The 17,382-nt window shown below is 44.7% G+C and carries 18 protein-coding genes; 15 read left to right on the top strand and 3 right to left on the bottom strand.

Features of this window, described 5'->3' with window-relative positions; translation table 11 throughout:
• Window positions 1-6: 6 nt before the first annotated feature.
• The 4 genes from NYE54_RS18240 to rplD all read left to right on the top strand — a co-directional run bounded on the left by NYE54_RS18240 (window position 7) and on the right by rplD (window position 3,281).
• Window positions 7-351, top strand: a complete 345-nt coding sequence (locus NYE54_RS18240) for a hypothetical protein (RefSeq protein ID WP_083659587.1) — start codon at window positions 7-9, stop codon at window positions 349-351.
• A 390-nt stretch (window positions 352-741) separates the two neighbouring features.
• Window positions 742-1,782, top strand: a complete 1,041-nt coding sequence (locus NYE54_RS18235; protein WP_339265122.1) for a Cfr family 23S rRNA (adenine(2503)-C(8))-methyltransferase — start codon at window positions 742-744, stop codon at window positions 1,780-1,782.
• A gap of 164 nt (window positions 1,783-1,946) precedes the next feature.
• Complete coding sequence (locus tag NYE54_RS18230) at window positions 1,947-2,210, top strand: CD3324 family protein (protein ID WP_076321494.1); 264 nt, start codon at window positions 1,947-1,949, stop codon at window positions 2,208-2,210.
• A gap of 423 nt (window positions 2,211-2,633) precedes the next feature.
• Window positions 2,634-3,281 carry a 50S ribosomal protein L4 gene (rplD, locus tag NYE54_RS18225; RefSeq protein ID WP_339265120.1) on the top strand — a complete coding sequence of 216 codons (648 nt, stop codon included), beginning with the start codon at window positions 2,634-2,636 and terminating at the stop codon, window positions 3,279-3,281.
• A 122-nt stretch (window positions 3,282-3,403) separates the two neighbouring features.
• On the opposite strand, the gene NYE54_RS18220 is transcribed toward rplD, so the two are convergent.
• Window positions 3,404-3,913, bottom strand: coding sequence for a transcriptional regulator (locus NYE54_RS18220; RefSeq protein ID WP_339265118.1), 510 nt, complete (start codon window positions 3,911-3,913; stop codon window positions 3,404-3,406).
• 301 nt (window positions 3,914-4,214) lie between these two features.
• Here NYE54_RS18220 and NYE54_RS18215 point away from each other — a divergent pair, with 301 nt between their 5' ends.
• The 8 genes from NYE54_RS18215 (at window position 4,215) to NYE54_RS18180 (ending at window position 10,932) form a co-directional block, all read left to right on the top strand.
• Window positions 4,215-4,571 carry an iron-sulfur cluster assembly accessory protein gene (locus NYE54_RS18215; protein WP_339265116.1) on the top strand — a complete coding sequence of 119 codons (357 nt, stop codon included), beginning with the start codon at window positions 4,215-4,217 and terminating at the stop codon, window positions 4,569-4,571.
• A gap of 21 nt (window positions 4,572-4,592) precedes the next feature.
• Window positions 4,593-4,880, top strand: coding sequence for a hypothetical protein (locus tag NYE54_RS18210; protein ID WP_339265114.1), 288 nt, complete (start codon window positions 4,593-4,595; stop codon window positions 4,878-4,880).
• Between the two features lie 194 nt (window positions 4,881-5,074).
• Window positions 5,075-6,442: an MFS transporter gene (locus NYE54_RS18205; protein WP_339265113.1), complete on the top strand. Its 1,368-nt coding sequence runs from the start codon at window positions 5,075-5,077 to the stop codon at window positions 6,440-6,442.
• A gap of 313 nt (window positions 6,443-6,755) precedes the next feature.
• Window positions 6,756-8,033, top strand: coding sequence for a cytosine permease (codB, locus tag NYE54_RS18200; RefSeq protein WP_339265111.1), 1,278 nt, complete (start codon window positions 6,756-6,758; stop codon window positions 8,031-8,033).
• Window positions 8,002-9,270, top strand: coding sequence for a cytosine deaminase (locus NYE54_RS18195; RefSeq protein ID WP_215156943.1), 1,269 nt, complete (start codon window positions 8,002-8,004; stop codon window positions 9,268-9,270). Before codB ends, NYE54_RS18195 begins: the two co-directional genes overlap by 32 nt.
• 253 nt (window positions 9,271-9,523) lie before the next feature.
• A complete protein-coding gene (locus tag NYE54_RS18190) occupies window positions 9,524-9,655 on the top strand; it encodes an ArsR family transcriptional regulator (protein ID WP_339265107.1) in 132 nt (43 codons plus the stop codon).
• A gap of 183 nt (window positions 9,656-9,838) precedes the next feature.
• The gene (locus NYE54_RS18185) at window positions 9,839-10,279 is read left to right on the top strand and encodes a hypothetical protein (RefSeq protein ID WP_339265105.1); all 441 of its coding nucleotides are present in this window, start codon (window positions 9,839-9,841) and stop codon (window positions 10,277-10,279) included.
• Complete coding sequence (locus NYE54_RS18180; protein WP_339265103.1) at window positions 10,264-10,932, top strand: DUF998 domain-containing protein; 669 nt, start codon at window positions 10,264-10,266, stop codon at window positions 10,930-10,932. The genes NYE54_RS18185 and NYE54_RS18180 overlap by 16 nt, the downstream gene beginning before the upstream one ends.
• Window positions 10,933-11,113: 181 nt before the next feature.
• Here NYE54_RS18180 and NYE54_RS18175 read toward each other — a convergent pair whose 3' ends face one another.
• Together NYE54_RS18175 and NYE54_RS18170 are read right to left on the bottom strand one after the other, a co-directional pair.
• Window positions 11,114-12,496 (bottom strand): ADP-ribosylglycohydrolase family protein, encoded by a 1,383-nt coding sequence (locus NYE54_RS18175; protein ID WP_339265101.1) that lies wholly within the window; start codon window positions 12,494-12,496, stop codon window positions 11,114-11,116.
• Between the two features lie 106 nt (window positions 12,497-12,602).
• Window positions 12,603-13,451 carry an AraC family transcriptional regulator gene (locus NYE54_RS18170; protein WP_339265099.1) on the bottom strand — a complete coding sequence of 283 codons (849 nt, stop codon included), beginning with the start codon at window positions 13,449-13,451 and terminating at the stop codon, window positions 12,603-12,605.
• A 309-nt stretch (window positions 13,452-13,760) separates the two neighbouring features.
• Here NYE54_RS18170 and NYE54_RS18165 point away from each other — a divergent pair, with 309 nt between their 5' ends.
• The 3 genes from NYE54_RS18165 (at window position 13,761) to NYE54_RS18155 (ending at window position 17,363) form a co-directional block, all read left to right on the top strand.
• The gene (locus NYE54_RS18165) at window positions 13,761-15,419 is read left to right on the top strand and encodes an extracellular solute-binding protein (RefSeq protein WP_339265097.1); all 1,659 of its coding nucleotides are present in this window, start codon (window positions 13,761-13,763) and stop codon (window positions 15,417-15,419) included.
• Window positions 15,420-15,535: 116 nt separating this feature from the next.
• Entirely contained in the window at window positions 15,536-16,441 is a 906-nt protein-coding gene (locus NYE54_RS18160; protein WP_339265095.1) for an ABC transporter permease subunit, read from the top strand.
• Window positions 16,442-16,478: 37 nt separating this feature from the next.
• The gene (locus tag NYE54_RS18155) at window positions 16,479-17,363 is read left to right on the top strand and encodes a carbohydrate ABC transporter permease (RefSeq protein ID WP_339265093.1); all 885 of its coding nucleotides are present in this window, start codon (window positions 16,479-16,481) and stop codon (window positions 17,361-17,363) included.
• Window positions 17,364-17,382 lie beyond the last annotated feature (19 nt).

Here is a 17,382-nt window from a genome sequence, read left to right as displayed (position 1 = left end):
TGGGTTATGATAATTGTGAAGGTTAAGAGCAAGGAGCACGCTTTTACGATTCCAGTCCCATATGCCGTATTGCGTATAGGGAGCGGTATCCTGACTTCCAATTTAGTCCAGCGCAAAATGAAGGATTGGCTGAGCAAGCACGACGGACATGCGGGTGAGCACTTGAGCCGGAAGGATGATTTCGATTCGGACTGCAGCCGGTTTGGGATTGAACTGGTGCAGTCGATTCTCGAAAACGAAAGTACGAAGCAAGCGATCAGGCAGCTCATCAAGGAGTTGCAAGGTTGCAAAGGGACGGTTCTGGTCGATGTCCAGACTCAGGACGGCACGGAAGTGTTGATTAAATTGTAGGCGAAGCTTTCATTTATTGCGTCTCTACATATTGCCAGAACCAAAGAAGGCAGAGATATAACGTAAATGACACTCCTTGACCGTAAGTTATAAATTGTGTTAAGTTTTTTATGTGATTACAATGATGATTTGAATGGGAGGGATAAAGTGATGACTGCTTCTGAAATTGTAGATGTACATGTGAACCTGTCATTTAAGGCGATGTTTGATCAGGTTCACAAAATAACAAATCAGATACCGGAACTTTATCCTTCTATGCATATATACAGTTCGTGACTTATTTATAGGTAGTCTCTTATTTCTGTATAGGTATAGTTAGGTTAATGTACGCAAAAAAGCACCGGTGAGCTGGTGCTTTTTTGCGTTTTCTCCGTTTAAAGGGAGATAGATATGAAGCATTTATCGAAGTATGAGAAAATTCGTAAGATCTTATCGGCTCTAAAGCAACCGAATTATAGATATTCGCAAATAACAGAGGCAATCTTCAGGAACAGGATTGGAACTTTTGAAGCAATGAACAACTTGCCTAAGCCATTAAGAAATGAACTAATCAAAGAGCTTGGAAACAATGTGTTAAGCATCACACCAAAAATGGAGCAGAAATCCAATCAAGTTAGTAAAATTCTGTTTGCCATCCCTGGCGATGAATTCATTGAGTCCGTAAGGTTAAGTTATAAAACTGGATGGGAATCCTATTGTATCTCTTCGCAGTGTGGTTGCGGATTTGGTTGTACATTTTGCGCTACGGGAACACTTGGTTTGAAAAGGAATCTCACAACGGATGAAATAACGGATCAACTTCTTTACTTTACTTTAAATGGCTATCCATTGGACAGTGTGTCCTTTATGGGGATGGGGGAGGCACTTGCAAACCCATATGTGTTTGATGCATTGCATGTGCTGACGGATCCTCAGCATTTTGGTTTAGGGCATCGAAGAATTACGGTTTCTACAATAGGTTTATTACCTGGAGTAAAAAAGTTGACGAAGGAATTTCCACAGATTAATTTAACCTTCTCCCTACATTCACCGTTTAATGATCAGCGAAGTGAGTTAATGCCAATTAACAATCATTTTCCATTGGAAGAAGTTATGACCGTGTTGGATGAGCATATTCAACAAACGAAGCGAAAGGTCTACATTGCTTATATCCTGCTGAGGGGTATCAACGATTCGACTAAACATGCTGAAGCTGTTGCAGATTTGTTGCGTGGAAGAGGGTCATGGGAACATTTATATCATGTCAATCTAATCCCTTACAATTCTACTGATGCCACATCACAAAGTTTTGTAGAGTCGGATCAGAACAGCATCAATATGTTCCTTAAAATCTTGAAGTCAAAGGGGATTAACGTCACCGTCAGGACCCAATTTGGATCAGACATTAACGCAGCATGCGGCCAACTATATGGATCAAACGGGAAAATTTAATAACTCAATCAACTGACCAGGGGGAATACAATGTCCCATAAAAATACATCGATAACACATGTGATTCTCCATGCAGAGCCGGTTTTCAGCATTTGCATGGAGGAGCCAACAAAATTTAAACTGGCTTTGCTACTTGAACTATAATTTCAAGGAGTGAGTCGTTCGTGAGATATATTAATGCTACTGTCGTCTTGCCGGAGGAACTAGTTGAAAAACTGCAGGATTATATACAAGGAGAATACCTCTATATACCCGCTAAAAAAAATGAACATAAAGTCTGGGGAGAGCTGTCCGGCGCACGAAAAGAGATTAACAAAAGAAATAATGATATTCTGAATGCATATTTAGCTGGCGCTTCAGTCGAGGAACTCGCAGAATCATTCTTTTTATCAACCTATGCTATCAGAAAAATAATATATCAGAAATAGATGCCTACTTTTCCCTTCAAGAGTGCTAAACACGAGCACTGTTACTCTTGAAGGGATTTTTATAATGAGAAGAAGAAATCTGCACTCTGAGTACACACTACATGTTCATTAGCATTAGTTCTGAGTTAACAAATATAAAATACTACAGCATCGTTTTGTATATAGATCATGAATTTTCTATCTGTTATCGTGTAGATGTAAGGGACACATTGGGTATTAACCATTTAAATTTGCACCAAGAGGGGGTCGAAGTGATGGATGTTATCGTAGATACTTCGATTGTAATATAAGTGAGTAGAAAGAAAATGTTGATATTCAAAATCTAATAAACTACTGATTATCATGATTTCTGCTCACTTTTGAGCTGTCCGTTCCTATAATGAAATCCACTTTTTTACGATGATAATCAGGAGGTAGCTAAGATTGTTAAACGTTTCTATTTATAATATGGAAGGTAAAATTACGGGTGAAATGGAACTTGAAGAATCCATCTTCGGTATTATCCCCAACGAATCGGTTCTGCATGAAGCTGTTGTTAACCATCTTGCGAACAAGCGTAGCGGGACACACTCGACTTTAACTCGTGGCGAAGTTAGAGGGGGAGGCAGAAAACCCTATAAACAAAATAAAATTAATAGATCTCGAGCGGGTTCCATACGTATGCCGCACTGGCGTCACGGAGGTATTGCGTTCGGTCCCAAACCTCGTGACTATGGATATCGTCTCAATAAAAAGGTTAAACGTCTTGCGATCAAATCAGCTTTATCCGCCAAAGTACAAGATGATGAACTCATTGTAGTTGACCATATTAAACTTGAAAGCTACAGGACAAAAGCTATCGTCGCGATGCTTAAAGCTCTTCATGCCAATAAGAAAGTGCTAATTGTAACACCTGAGGTGGATCACATCGTGTATAAAAGTGCAAATAACATTCCAGATGTGCAGACCACTGAAGCCAACTCGCTGAATGTATATGATATTCTTAATTGTGACACGCTCATTATAGCTAAGGATGCTATAAATATAGTTACAGAAGTCTACGCCTCAAAAGCACAATTGGAAATGGGGTGATGAAGAAAAGTACAAGGCCATATGAACTTTTAGAGTCGCAGAACAACGATCGCTAAATGGATATGATCCCCTTTAAGGAGACTGTGTGTAAAAGCACATTAAGTTCACTTGGAGGGGATTCTTCATTTATGAACCCTGTAAATGCAGCTTCTTCCACCTGATAGGATGTATTCGATCCGTTCGACAGTAACATCATTTCCAAGAACATGTTGAAATAATTGCAATTCGTTCTTACATAAACCAGTACATGCAGCGGCCGCTTCACAAATCGGACAATGCTTCTCAATAAACAAAAGACTCTTATCATCTTCTTCTTTGATTTCAGCCATATAGCCCTCACTTGTTCGAATCTCCGCTAGTTTTTCCAGCCTTTCCATTACATCCGGTGTATCCCCAATGTACTTCATATATTGTTCTTGCATGCTCTTATTTCGGACAGCCAGCAGTTTATCCATTCCTTCGTTCCCGAATGCCTCTTTCATTGAATGGATTAGACTACGTGATAACTCCGAATAACCGCTAGGAAAAAAACGATCCGCTGCCGGTGTCAGTCTCCATAGTTTGGTTGGTCGGCCCATGGGGCGAGGTTCTTCTTCGTATGTAACCAATCCTTCTTCGATTAGCGCACTCAAATGTTGACGAATCGCCATTCTGAAAGAGAAAAGTGGGAGGAGAGTGCCAAAACGTCCATTCTACCATGCTCTTTTAGCTGATCGATGATTGCTCTCCGTGTCCTTGTGGAGGCATCTTTTTTACTTTGAATTCGACTCATTTGCATACCTCCAATTAAACCATACAATCTACGCGAACCAGTACATTTTAAACAAAAATGTTGACAAAGTCAAAAACGAAATGTACGGTATACTTTGTAAAGGGAAATGTTTACTAAGTGTTCGAATTCAATATATACATCATCATTTGGAGGGATATGCAATGATTCAGATCACTGAAACAGCATCAAGAAAAGTAGCCGAAATAATAGCAAACGAAAACCTTCCTAACTCGTTTCTCAGGGTAGGTATTGAAGAAGGGGGCTGCAGCGGACTATCTTACACGCTTACCGTGGATGAATTGCAAGGAGATAGAGATATCATACTGAACCAAGGAGTGTTTCGCATCTTGGTACATGCTAATAGCGTTGAGTTCATTGAAGGTCTTGTCATTGACTATGAAGAAAGCGGGATGTTAGGCGGCTTCACCATGAATAATCCCAATGCAAAAGCTTCTTGTGGATGCGGAGCCAGTTTCAGAATGGCGAATTATCGTGGCGAAGTTAAAAAATGCGATTAGAAGCAGGAAGGATAAATATGAATGAAGTCACTGGTAGTATCTGAAAAAGCAATCTATTCTTTTAAGCATGATTGGGGCTTGGAAGAGGGACAACACGTAAGAATTTATGCGAAATACGCAGGTGGAGGTTCAGATGCTTTCACAGTGGGTTTAAATGCCAATGCAACACCGATCAATCCCGTATGGGTTCAATCCATAGAGGGAATTCATTTCTTTATTGAACATACGGATGCCTGGATTTTGGAGAAGCAGCTTCTTCAAATCGGTTGCGACGAGGAAGGGATAACTTTAGATAAAATAGCATATTGAATTCCCCGAGTTGTGTCTCAGATTCTGTAGGCTGACGTGAACGAGGAGAAAAGAGTTTATCTATATTTAAATTCACCTGATGCACGATGATCATTTTGAAAATATTCTTATAACAGAGTATTGGAGATACGAATGCTGGGGCAATCCATTATTTTCAAGACTAATTTGGAGTTATACATAAGGAGAACTGAAGGATGGAAACGACCTCCGAAAATGCCGGGGTTTTCGACGCCAAGTATAGAGCACTAACTATAGGGATCATTCTTGCGGTAACGACCGTTGCGTTTGAAGGACTGGCACTTGTGACGATTGCTCCGACCCTGGCTCAACAATTAGACGGGCTGCATTTGTTCGGCTGGATATTCAGCGCTTTTCTTTTGGCACAAATCCTTGGAACGATGATTATCGGTCAGCGGATCAACCGAATGGGCGTTTTTGCGTCGTTTGGCATATCGATTTTTATTTTTGTGACAGGCATCGTGATTGCGGCTGCTTCCGTGAACATGATGATGTTACTCGCAGGGAGAGTGTTTCAGGGATTTGGTGCAGGGGCTATTATTACGTGCGTGTATTACAGCATTACTTTGGGTTATCCCGATAAGCTGAGATCGAAAATACTTGCATTGTTTTCTGGGGCTTATATTTTGCCTGCATTAATCGGCCCTTATATTGCCGGATTAATAGCGGAGTATGTGTCCTGGAGATTTGTTTTTTGGATGGTGCTTCCTTTCATTGGTTTGGCTGTACTGCTGACGCTTCCCGCTTTTCGCAAATTTACTGTGAGACGGGATTCCACTCCAAAGAACAGCCGAAAAGAAGGATATGCGTTACTGCTAACGATTGGAACGGGCTTGCTGCTGGTGGGATTAAGTCTGGTAACCAATTGGAATGGTATATTGCTTTCGGTAGCTGGATTGGTGATCTTGATTAAGCCTTTGCGAACATTGCTGCCAGAAGGTACCTTAAGAGCTAGAGCAGGTCTGCCAGCTACGATTGCTTCAAGAGGTTTCTTCGTTGCTTGCTATAATGCTACTGAAAGCTATGCCGTCTTGGCTTTGACCGATGTGAAGAAGCTTCCTGCAGATTTAGCGGGACTGATTGTGGCCGCGGGTGCGTTAAGCTGGTCAACGGCGGCTTGGCTGCAGTCAAGGTATGATATTAAAGACCACGGGAAGGGCCGAAAGAAACGGGTAACAATCGGTATTGGATTTATGATCATTGGAGTTTTATCAGTACTGCTGGCTGTTGGCCTACCTGCAGGGGGAATTGGATTTGCAGTTCTTTCGCAGCTCTTCACTGGGTTTGGCATCGGTCTGGCACATCCAACCACCGGAGCCATTGCGCTGCAGCACGCGAAAGCAGGGGAAGAGGGAGAAATATCCGCCAGTCTTCAGTTTACAGATGCATTTAGTCCTGGCTTGAGTATTGGAATCGGCGGGGCCCTCATTGCGATTAGTCAGTCGCTGGATTTGGGTATATTGACGGGGATATTATTGGCTTTGTCTCTCCAATTTATCTTTGTGCTCTTGAGTTTTACGATTTCCTTCCGCATCAAAGATTGAACAACCTGCAAAAAGAACATTTACTTAAGAGGATTTCAACCATTGGATAATTATAACATTGACAACCGTAGGTTTTTCCAAAATAATAGAATGTAATTGAATACTGGTACCTTTAATTCAGTCCAGAGAGGCTGGCAAGGGCAGCGGATTTTTATAATCATGCGAGGATTAGTGCATATTCCGTCAGGGGATGCTCTGCGTCTTCGCGCGGGTTATGATGTGAAAAAGAGGCTACTTGTCAGTTAAGACTTGACGAGTAGCCTCTTTTTTCTGCTTCTTTGGTATCAGAACACTTTAACCTGGAGGTATTCTGATGAGCAAACAAGATCAAGAGTTTTCGTGGCAAGCGGTACCGAAAACGCAGAGAAACCATTTTTGGAAGACGTTATCCGTCATGTTAGGATTCACTTTCTTTTCGGCAAGCATGCTGGCAGGGGGGACGCTCGGAGTCGGCTTGACGTTCATGGAGTTCATTGGAATCGTGCTTGCAGGTAATTTGGCACTCGGCATCTATACGGGAGCGCTGGCACATATCGCTGCCAAAACGGGCCTTTCCACGCATTTGCTGGCAAAGTATGCGTTTGGTGAGAAAGGCTCGTACCTGCCTTCATTCCTACTCGGCTTTACGCAGGTCGGTTGGTTCGGTGTCGGTGTGGCCATGTTCGCGATTCCGGTTGCCAAAGCGATGGATTGGAATGTGTACCTGTTGATCTTCATATTTGGTCTCGCCATGACGGCATCAGCTATCTTCGGCATGAAATCGCTCGTCATTCTGGGCTATATTGCGGTGCCGGCTATTACCATTCTTGGCGGTTACTCCATGTTCGAAGGGACAGGCTCCTTGGGCGGACTGCAAGGATTGCTCGATTACACCCCGACCCAGACGCTCACCGCGGCAGCGGCATTGACCATTTGTATCGGGTCATTCATTAGCGGCGGAACACTGACTCCCGATTTCGCCCGGTTTTCTCGCACGTCCCGGCAGGCGGTTACTGCAACGGTCATTGCGTTCTTCCTGGGGAACTCACTCATGTTCCTGTTCGGCGCAGTCGGCGCAATGGCATATAAGCAGGCAGATATCTCGGAGGTCATGTTCCTGCAAGGGCTGATCATTCCGGCGATCATCGTTCTGGGACTGAATATTTGGACGACCAACGATAACGCTCTTTATGCTTCCGGGCTGGGCTTTGCCAACATTACGAAAATTCCGAAAAAGTTCTTCGTCATTGTAAATGGCATCGTAGGTACCATATTGGCCATGTGGATGTACAACAATTTCGTCGGTTTTCTGAATGTGCTGGGCGCGGCGATCCCGTCCATCGGGGCCATCATCATCGCGGACTACTTCTTCGTGAAGCGTAGAAACTATAAACCGTTTGCCGACATGACTTTCAAGAAGGTAAACTGGATAGCGATGGTAGCTTGGGCCATCGGCGTTGCCTTCGCCCAGCTGGCTCCGGGAATCACGCCATTGAACGCACTGATCGGTACGGCAGTGGCCTACATCGTGTTAATGTTGATCGTTCCTGCCAAAGAATCCAAAGAAAAGGGGAAAATAAATGATTATACAGAACGCAAAATTGCGGGGTAAAGAAGGCTTATGGAATATCGTCGTGAAAGACGGGAAGTTTGAGCAAATCACGCAGTCATTGGAAACAACTGCGAATGAGGAAGTCATTGACGTTGGCGGCTCGCTTGTGCTGCCGCCGTTCATTGAACCTCACATTCATCTGGACACAACATTAACGGCGGGCGAGCCGGAGTGGAATTTGAGCGGAACGTTGTTCGAAGGCATCCAGCGTTGGTCAGAACGCAAGGCGTTCCTGACGCATGAAGATGTCAAAACGCGCTCCAAAACGGCGCTCAAGTGGCAGATGGCGCAGGGCATCCAGCATGTACGGACGCATGTGGACGTTACCGATCCAAGCTTAACCGCAGTTAAAGCGATGCTGGAAGTGAAAGAAGAAATGGCACCGTACATCGACATCCAGCTTGTTGCTTTTCCGCAGGAAGGCATTCACTCTTACCCGAACGGCGCGGAATTGCTGGAAGAGTCGCTGAAAATGGGCGTTGACGTGGTCGGCGGCATTCCGCACTTCGAATTCACGAGGGAGTATGGCGTCGATTCGATGAAGGTTGCGTTTGACCTCGCCGAAAAATACGACCGTCTTATCGACATCCATTGCGACGAAATCGATGATGAGCAATCCCGTTTCGTGGAAGTCGTCGCCAAAGAAGCCTACGAACGCGGACTGGGCTCCCGCACGACAGCAAGCCACACGACGGCGATGGGCTCATACAATGATGCCTATACGTACAAATTATTTAGATTGCTGAAGATGGCTGACCTGAATTTCGTCTCCAACCCTCTGGTTAACATCCACCTGCAGGGACGCTTCGACACGTATCCGAAAAGAAGAGGGCTGACTCGCGTCAAAGAGCTGCAGGAAGCCGGTCTCAATGTGTGCTTCGGTCACGATGACATCTTTGATCCATGGTATCCGCTAGGCACGGGCAACATGCTTCAGGTGCTGCACATGGGCATCCATGCATCGCAGTTGCTCGGTTACGATCAAATCGTGAACTCAATCGATCTCATTACGAAAAACAGCGCGAGAACGCTGCATATCGAGGACGTGTACGGTATTGAAGAAGGCAAGCCTGCCAACTTCATCGTTCTTGAAGCGGAGAACGAATATGAGGCTATTCGCAAACAGGCGGCAGTGCTTTATTCGTTCAGAGGCGGCCGCAAAATCGCGGAAACGAAGCCGCGGGACACGTCGATCGTTCTTGAGGGCGGTTCAGAGAAAGTTACTTTCAATAAATAATCTACCATGTATTAAAGTCCGCGGATTCCGCGGACTTTTTTGTTTAACAACAGCCTGATGGATCATGAAGTGGTAACGCAATGTGGAAGAACTACTGTTGGCGTAGAATATATATTGACATGTATATACGCTAAAGTGTATATTATGTGCACGAACACATTAGTCATCCAAATAACGTTACTCACTTTTGCCGATGTCAATCGGTCCAACATTGTTGAACTACTTAAAAAAGGTCCGAAATCGGTAAGAGAAATTGCCATTTAGTATCAGCCAGTCGCACGTATTCCGTCATTTGCGCATTTTGAGCGAAGCAGGGATAGTGCGCTCCCGTAGCAAAGCGCAGCTGCGAATATATCTATCCTTGAAGAGGTCTCAATCATTTTGAGGAGTAAAAGCTGGACTACTAGAAAAAGGAGGAACTATGACAGGTATCAATAGTTTTATTACGAGTTACATGTTAAATTATCGGGACGTCTGGAACAAAAGGCTAGATTCACTTGAAAATTATCTAACAAGGATAAAAGCTGATTTTGAATCGTAAGACATTTTGCTTAAGGAGAATGTGAATATGACTGATCTTCAAACTCTGAATCGGTTGGTCGGCACTTGGGATATCAGCGGCGGAGCCGAAGGAACTGTAACCTATGAATGGATGGAAGGCGGACATTTTTTGATCCAACGCGTCCAGCTTTCTCAAAATGGGCAAGAAGTGAAAGGCATTGAGTTTATTGGGCATTTGAAGCCGTTCGGTGAGAGAACAAGCACGGATATCCGATCCCGGTATTATGATACGCTAGGCAACACGTTCGACTATGTTTATGAGATCGAAGGAGACACGCTTGTCATTTGGGCAGGTGAGAAGGGATCGACTTCATACTTCAAAGGAATTTTCAGTTCTGATGGGAACTCCAATGAAGGTACATGGAGTTATCCCGGTGGAGGTGGATATGAGTCGACGATGACGAGAGTCACGGACAACAGGAGGGATAGAAATTGGCTAAGCAGCTAGTCCATGCAAAACCTATAACAAAGACTGCTTCCAGATTTGCGCTTATATCGGTCCTCGCTGGGACGTTGTTCATTTTAATCCTTTCTAGTCTTCATATTCTGGAGCCTAAATTTGATCCGACATGGCGCTTTATCAGCGAGTATGCGCTTGGCACCTCTGGTTGGATGATGCAATTGTCTTTTGGAATGCTGGCGGTTGCCCAAATCAGTGTCATGGTTACGATTTTCCCGCAAATTCGTAACATCACAGGATACATAGGACTTGTCATACTAGGGATCAGTGCAATTGGCGTCATCATCGCGGGGATCTTCGTCACCGATCCAATTTCTATCAGTCCAGAGGATGCAACGTTCAATGGCAGAATGCATTCGATTGGAGCGATGCTTGACTATACGCCACTGGCCTCAGTCTTGATTAGTTTTTCGCTAACTCGAGTCGATACTTGGAGACCGATTAGGAGTCTGCTCATTCTAAGTTCTGTTATTGCAATAGTCGCTATGCTCCTATTTGTACTTCAAATTCCCCAAGATGGACAGTTTGGACCCGATGTTCTGGCAGGTTTGTTCGGACGATTCTTAATTGCAGCCGAAATTGCATGGCTACTCATTGTCGGAATCCATGCTGCAAAGCTGGGATCTTTTAAAAGGAAATAGCTGAGGCATATTATTGCGAAAAATTACATTTGGATACGTAATCGATAAACCGACTGCAATCTGTTGCAGTCGGTTTAAGTCTATAAGGATGGCTCAACTACTTCAACCCCATGGGGCTTTCGGAATAATACCGTGATTGGCTGAATGATAAGAGGCCATATGAATCGAGAGGTTCATGATTTTAATGCTGCAATTTTCGGAAGACACTATAGCTTCTTTGTGCGCATTCGGAGATGGCAATGGGGTGGAAGCCACTGACATCGGCATACAACGTATCGTTTAGCGGCGAGATCCATTTCTCAGGGAGCGCGGCTGCTCCAAGTGAAGCGCCAAGAATGGAACCGACGGTGGCGCCATTGCAATCGGTGTCCCAGCCACCAAGTACGGCGGTTGTTATGCCTTTCTCAAAATCGCCTCCGGAATGAATGAGAGCAGCCGCGCATAATGCAGCATTATTATTGGTATGAACAGGGTGATAGTGCTTAAATGCTTCCCATATTTTACTCACCAATTCTAATGAATCTTCCGTTTCCTGAGCAATGTTGACCGCTAACGCGATATCTTCTGCAAGACGGCTGCGTTTCGGAATTTCACTCAATCCGATCTCAACAATTCGCTTCATATCACTTTCAACGAATGCGGCGGCAATCATAGCAGAGCAAAACATGGCGCCGTAAATACCATTCTTCACATGGGAGAAGGAAGCGTCCCGCCAAGCAAGCTCAGCTGCAAGCTGGGGCTGACCGGCAGCACCGTATGCATAGCCGTCCACACGGATCTGGGCGCCGATCCATTCGCGATAGGGATTTAGATAAGAACGTCCCCAATGGATATGTTTCTCCCAGTCATCTGGCCGATCGCCGCTAATATGTGAAGTGACACGCGCGAAATTAAGATAGGACTGCGCTTCAGCTGTGAATACCTGCCCGAATGACAAATGACGATGCCACAGCTTGCCCACATCCCAGGAGTTGAAATCAAGCCCGCGCTCCTCAAGCATGAGCAGGCCAAGAACGGTATAACGAATATCATCGTCTGTCTCCATAAAGCGAATATTCTCCCGGCAGCTCGCCAAGCTGCTCCACCTTGCGATCTCGATACCGTGCTCGGCTTCCGCAGTTGATTCGCCAGGTGTATAGTGGCGAATCGGCCATTGACCTGCGCCTTCGAACCACAACTTTATATTGTGCCAGCCGGGTCTGCCGCCAGAGCCTTGCATGAAGGCAGGAGCCTCCAGAGGTTTTCCGAGCGCACAACCAGCCGAACGGCCGAGCCAAGCACCATGAAATTTATCCTGCCATTTAAATTCATCCCAGTTTCCGGACAGGATTCTCGGTCCATCCGGACGTTCGGCGCGAATGGCTTCCAATTCCGACGGCTCGATATACTTGAAATCCGCCGTTGGATCAAGTGCCATTAAAGCCTGGTATACTTCCATTAATTTTGCTTCGTCTGTGCCGGCGGCTTCCAAACGTTCGGACATCCCTTCTACATTACAGCCTTCTTCTTCGCGCTGTTTTACTTCTTCCCGAACTAATTCCCTCAGTCCAATCCATTTCGTCATAACGGTTGCCCTCCTGAAATACGTGAAATCAATGTATGCCTTGATTATAACCAGCCATGCCGGCAATGGCTTCTCAAATTAAGAAAGCGTTATTCTCATTTTTTGTTCATTCCATAACTCCCATCGATTGCCGATAACGGTTCGGAGACATGCCGACAGTCTCTTTAAAGACGCGGTAAAAGGTCGGCAAGCTTTGAAAGCCGCATTCGAATGCAATATCAGCAACAACTTTGTCCGTTCCTGCCAATTCCCGCTTGGCAGCCTGGATACGAAGTAAGGAGACATATTCCGAGAAACGGTAACCCGTCGTTTCCAGAAACGCTCGGCTCACGCGCGAGACGCTTAAACCAAGTTCATCAGCCAATTCCCCTAAGCTAACCGGCTCATTGTAACGATGCTCGACCAAAGCGGCAAGCGATTGCACCTGGAGAACGGAATGTACCATATGATGACGCTCATCATCGGATAGCAAACCGTTGTAATGTCGAAGAAGACGGCCGCACAGCTGAATGAGCGCGCTTTTGGCCATGACCAAATACCCCGGGGACTTCTCTCGCAGTTCTTCCGCTATAGCCAGTACCCAAGGAGTGAGCTGTTTGGCGAGGGGGGAATCGCCAATGATATGATTGCAAAAATGATTGGAGCGATAGGAGAATGGCAGCAGCAGCCCAGGCTCCTCAGCTAGCAGCAGCGCGGGATCAAAGTTAATAAAAAGATAGCGGCTCGGGTCATCGGGATCGGATTGGGCAATATGCCGTTCCTCGTTATTGACCAGAAACAAGTCGCCGGGATTAGCTGTATATTGTTTATTTCCGAAGAAAAAGCGGCCTTTGCCTGTTAAACAAAGGCCGATCTCCAGACTCGCGTGCACATGGGGCGGCTGCTGATAAGTAGCAGGAGTCCATTCGAAAGCATTGATGGCAATGGGATGATCATAAGCAATATGAAGTTTCATTATGATCCAATGGCCTCCAGACAATAATGAATTTATATGCTAAGTATATAGACAAGAGATGCCTTTAACCAGATACTGTTATTTACTTTCATACATACATTTTGAGGTGTATCTAAATGAAAAGAATACGCCGACGTTGTATACATCAAACACAGTAAATATTTATTTTTGTCTGGTGTCAAGAGGTGTATACGAAAGTAAAGACTAGTATATAGAACAGCGGGGGGCTTCTTTTTATACTTGAAATATGAAATACTGCATCATAATTTGCAGCGAAAACTATAACGAAATGTACCGGAGGGGTAAAATTTGAAGAGCAAAAAGGCACTTGTCATGATCTCCTTGACGCTTGCATTGGCGATTACAGGCTGCGGTTTCAAAACGTCGTCTGAGCCACCACCTGGAAATACCAAGGAACCGGTCGAAACAACAAGCACAGGAAACGGCAATGATATTATTGAGGTTTCAACGGTTTCGCCAAGCGATCCTTACTTGAAATTTGACGAAGGTGAAGACTTCGACAAAAACTCAGTTTATGACGCTTATGAAAAAGATATCGGTGTCAAAATTACAAACAAGTGGATTGCAGATGTAAGCCAATTTAAAGAGAGAGTAAAAATTGCTATCGCTTCCAACGATCTTCCGGATTTCTTGCTTGTAAACGCTGCACAGCTTAAAGAGCTTACTGAAGCGGATATGATTATGGATTTGACAGAGATTTATGATCAGCATGCTACGGAAGAGACGAAAAAGTTTCTGACCATGGACGGCGGCATGCAGATGAAAACAGCGATGATCGAAGGGAAAATGATGGGTATTCCAAGCTCATACAACCCGTTCAACTATCAATTCTTGTTCGTTCGTACCGACTGGCTGAAAGAACTTGGCTTGCCTGAACCTAAAACAATGGATGATTTCATTAAAATTGCCGAAGCGTTCAAAGCTAAGAATCCTGGCGGTACAAAAGAAGCTTTCGGTATTGCGGTCAGCAAGAACCCGTTTAGTACAGAGACAGGTGTTACCGGTCTGAGAGCGTTCTTGAACGGCTATCATGCTTATGAAAATATTTGGATTGAAGACGGGAACGGCGGTTTGATGAACAGTGATATTCAGCCTGAGATGAAGCAGGCTCTTGCAGCACTGCAAGACATGTTCAAAAAAGGGTTGATCGATCCTGAGTTTGCGGTTAAAGATACGGAAAAAGCTGCTGAGCTCATCTACGACGGCAGCATCGGCATGGTATTTGGCGCTTCCTGGACACCTGCGCAGCTTGTGCAGGGCGCTGTGAAAGACGCAAAGGTTGTCCAAGAATGGGGAGTATTCCCAATCCCTTCTATCGATAACAAGCCTACATTAAATCAAATCGGTCTTGGCGTTGACGAGTACTATGTAATCTCTAAAAAAGCCAAGCATCCGGAAGGCGTGATCGGTTTATTAAACCAATGGATCGTTGTTGACAATCATCCGACAGAAGAGCAGAAAGTATATACGTATGGCAAAGACCCTGTGGAAAAAGGCAACAACTACTGGCTCCTGAACCCTCTTCGTGTAGGCAAACAGTTTGACAATAACGGCGAAATCTTGCCTAAAGCTATTGAAAACAAGGACGAAAGCATCCTTGAGACAGTAGACCAAAAAACGCGTTATGCACGCGCCATGCAATACGTTGAAGGCGATACAAGCATGTGGTGGGAATATGTAATCTCCGGTCCGAATGGTGCCTTCTCACATATTCCAGAAATTCAAAAGAACAAGCAGTACCTGCAAAACAAATTCTACGGCGCGCCTACGCCGACGATGGCAGACCGTCAAGAAATTTTAACGAAGAAGCGTGATGAAATATTCATCAAAATCATGATGAACCAAGTATCCGTAGACGAATTCGATAAATTCGTTGAAGAGTGGAAGAAGCTTGGCGGCGACGAAATCACGAAAGAAGTTAACGAGTGGTATAAATCGCTTCAATAGGATCTGTAGCGCAAAGGAGGGATTGAATCGATGCAATCCCTCCTTTTTTCAAGAACAATCAGGTTCTTGAGCAAGGGAATGCACAGCATGATAAGTGAATCAGCGAGGTGAAAGATATGAAGAGTCTGACGCGCGTGTGGAAGAAGGAATGGCCGCTTCATTTGATGCTGCTGCCGGGTTTGGCTTTTATTATTATTTTTAGTTACATTCCGATGTCAGGAATCATGATGGCTTTTCAAAAATATGTGCCGAATAAAGGGTTGTTCGGCTCCCCGTTTATCGGATGGAGGAACTTCCAGCTGTTAATGGATTATCCGGATATCGGCCGTGTCTTCTTTAACACGGTATATATTGCTGTAATGAAAATCGTTGCCGGTTTGTTCGTGCCGATCACCATTGCTATTTTGCTTAATGAATTGCGCAGAGAATGGATGAAAAGAACGTTCCAAACCCTGGTCTATCTGCCCCATTTCTTATCCTGGGTGCTGCTCAGCGGTATTTTGGTCGATATTTTGTCTCCTTCTTCCGGCATATTGAACCAGATGCTTGGATGGTTCGGTATTAAGCCGATTTTCTTTCTTGGCGACAATAACTGGTTCCCTTATGTTATGGTCATCTCCGATGTATGGAAGGAATTTGGATTTGGCACCATTGTTTATTTGGCGGCGCTGACAGGAATTAATCCTACGCTTTATGAAGCCGCTGAAATCGATGGTGCGGGCCGCTGGAAACAAACGCTTCACGTGACGCTGCCGGGCATGATGCCGATCATCGTTCTTATGCTGACGCTTAATATCGGCAATGTGCTGAATGCCGGATTTGATCAAATATTTAACCTGTATAGCGCCCCGGTTTATGAAAGTGCCGATATCATCGATACTTTCGTCTACCGCATGGGGATACAGCAAGCCCAGTTCGGATTTGCCACAGCTGTCGGCTTATTGAAATCCGTTGTATCCTTTATTTTCATTTCCGTATCCTACGTACTCGCCTACCGACTAGCGAATTACCGTATTTTCTAGTAGCGGAAAAGTCGGTGATTCAGAAGGGAGACACACCGTGGTCATTAAACCGTCATTCGGAAGAAGAGCTTTTCTAGTTAGCAATCTAATCATTCTTGCGTTTATATCTTTTTTATGCTTAATGCCGATTATTCATATTTTGGCGATATCCTTTAGCTCGGGTTCGGCGGCGGCAGCCGGGAAGGTTGCGCTGTGGCCTGTAGAGTTTACAACGGCGGCTTATGATAATGTGTTCGGCAAGCCTGAATATGTAAGAGCCTTTGGAATTTCTATTCAACGGGTTGTTGTAGGGACGGCATTAAGCATGCTGTTAACGATTGTTACGGCTTATCCTTTATCCAAGGACCGCCATTCGTTTCGTCTAAGAACCGTTTATGCCTGGATTTTCGTTTTTACTATTTTGTTCAATGGTGGGCTAATTCCTACCTATTTGACAATTAAAAGCCTGGGACTTATTGATTCACTCGGAGCGCTGGTGTTTCCTATGGCGATTAACGTGTTCAACGTCATCCTGCTTTTGAACTTTTACCGCAATTTGCCCAGGGAGCTTGAGGATGCTTCACGGATAGACGGAGCCGGGCATTTTTCAACACTTTGGAAAATATATGTTCCGCTATCGTTGCCCGCACTGGCGACAACGGGGCTTTTTACGATGGTAGGGCATTGGAATAGCTGGTTTGATGGCATGCTTTATATGAATCATCCGGAAAATTACCCGCTGCAAACTTTCTTGCAAACCGTTATTATTAAGATGGATTTCCGATTTCTTAAATCAGAAAATGTGGAACTCATGCTCCAGCTGTCTGACCGTACAAGCAGGGCGGCACAAATCTTTGTTGCGGCTTTCCCGATTCTTATTGTCTATCCATTCTTGCAGCGGTTTTTCATCAAAGGCATTGTAATGGGAAGTGTAAAAGAATAGTCAGGAAGGTCGTAGATCT

It is taken from the genome of Paenibacillus sp. FSL K6-1330 (genome assembly GCF_037976825.1).
Lineage (GTDB): Bacteria > Bacillota > Bacilli > Paenibacillales > Paenibacillaceae > Paenibacillus_AQ.
The sequence above is the reverse complement of the archived record's forward strand: the minus strand, read 5'-3'. Positions and strand labels throughout refer to the sequence as shown.

What these genes read in the sequence shown, in the direction of transcription:
- NYE54_RS18240 (WP_083659587.1), top strand. Translation starts at nt 7, where the DNA reads ATGATAATTGTGAAGGTTAAGAGCAAGGAGCACGCTTTTACGATTCCA.
- NYE54_RS18235 (WP_339265122.1), top strand. Translation starts at nt 742, where the DNA reads ATGAAGCATTTATCGAAGTATGAGAAAATTCGTAAGATCTTATCGGCT.
- NYE54_RS18215 (WP_339265116.1), top strand. Translation starts at nt 4,215, where the DNA reads ATGATTCAGATCACTGAAACAGCATCAAGAAAAGTAGCCGAAATAATA.
- NYE54_RS18210 (WP_339265114.1), top strand. Translation starts at nt 4,593, where the DNA reads ATGAAGTCACTGGTAGTATCTGAAAAAGCAATCTATTCTTTTAAGCAT.
- NYE54_RS18205 (WP_339265113.1), top strand. Translation starts at nt 5,075, where the DNA reads ATGGAAACGACCTCCGAAAATGCCGGGGTTTTCGACGCCAAGTATAGA.
- codB (WP_339265111.1), top strand. Translation starts at nt 6,756, where the DNA reads ATGAGCAAACAAGATCAAGAGTTTTCGTGGCAAGCGGTACCGAAAACG.
- NYE54_RS18195 (WP_215156943.1), top strand. Translation starts at nt 8,002, where the DNA reads ATGATTATACAGAACGCAAAATTGCGGGGTAAAGAAGGCTTATGGAAT.
- NYE54_RS18185 (WP_339265105.1), top strand. Translation starts at nt 9,839, where the DNA reads ATGACTGATCTTCAAACTCTGAATCGGTTGGTCGGCACTTGGGATATC.
- NYE54_RS18175 (WP_339265101.1), bottom strand. Translation starts at nt 12,496, where the DNA reads ATGACGAAATGGATTGGACTGAGGGAATTAGTTCGGGAAGAAGTAAAA.
- NYE54_RS18170 (WP_339265099.1), bottom strand. Translation starts at nt 13,451, where the DNA reads ATGAAACTTCATATTGCTTATGATCATCCCATTGCCATCAATGCTTTC.
- NYE54_RS18160 (WP_339265095.1), top strand. Translation starts at nt 15,536, where the DNA reads ATGAAGAGTCTGACGCGCGTGTGGAAGAAGGAATGGCCGCTTCATTTG.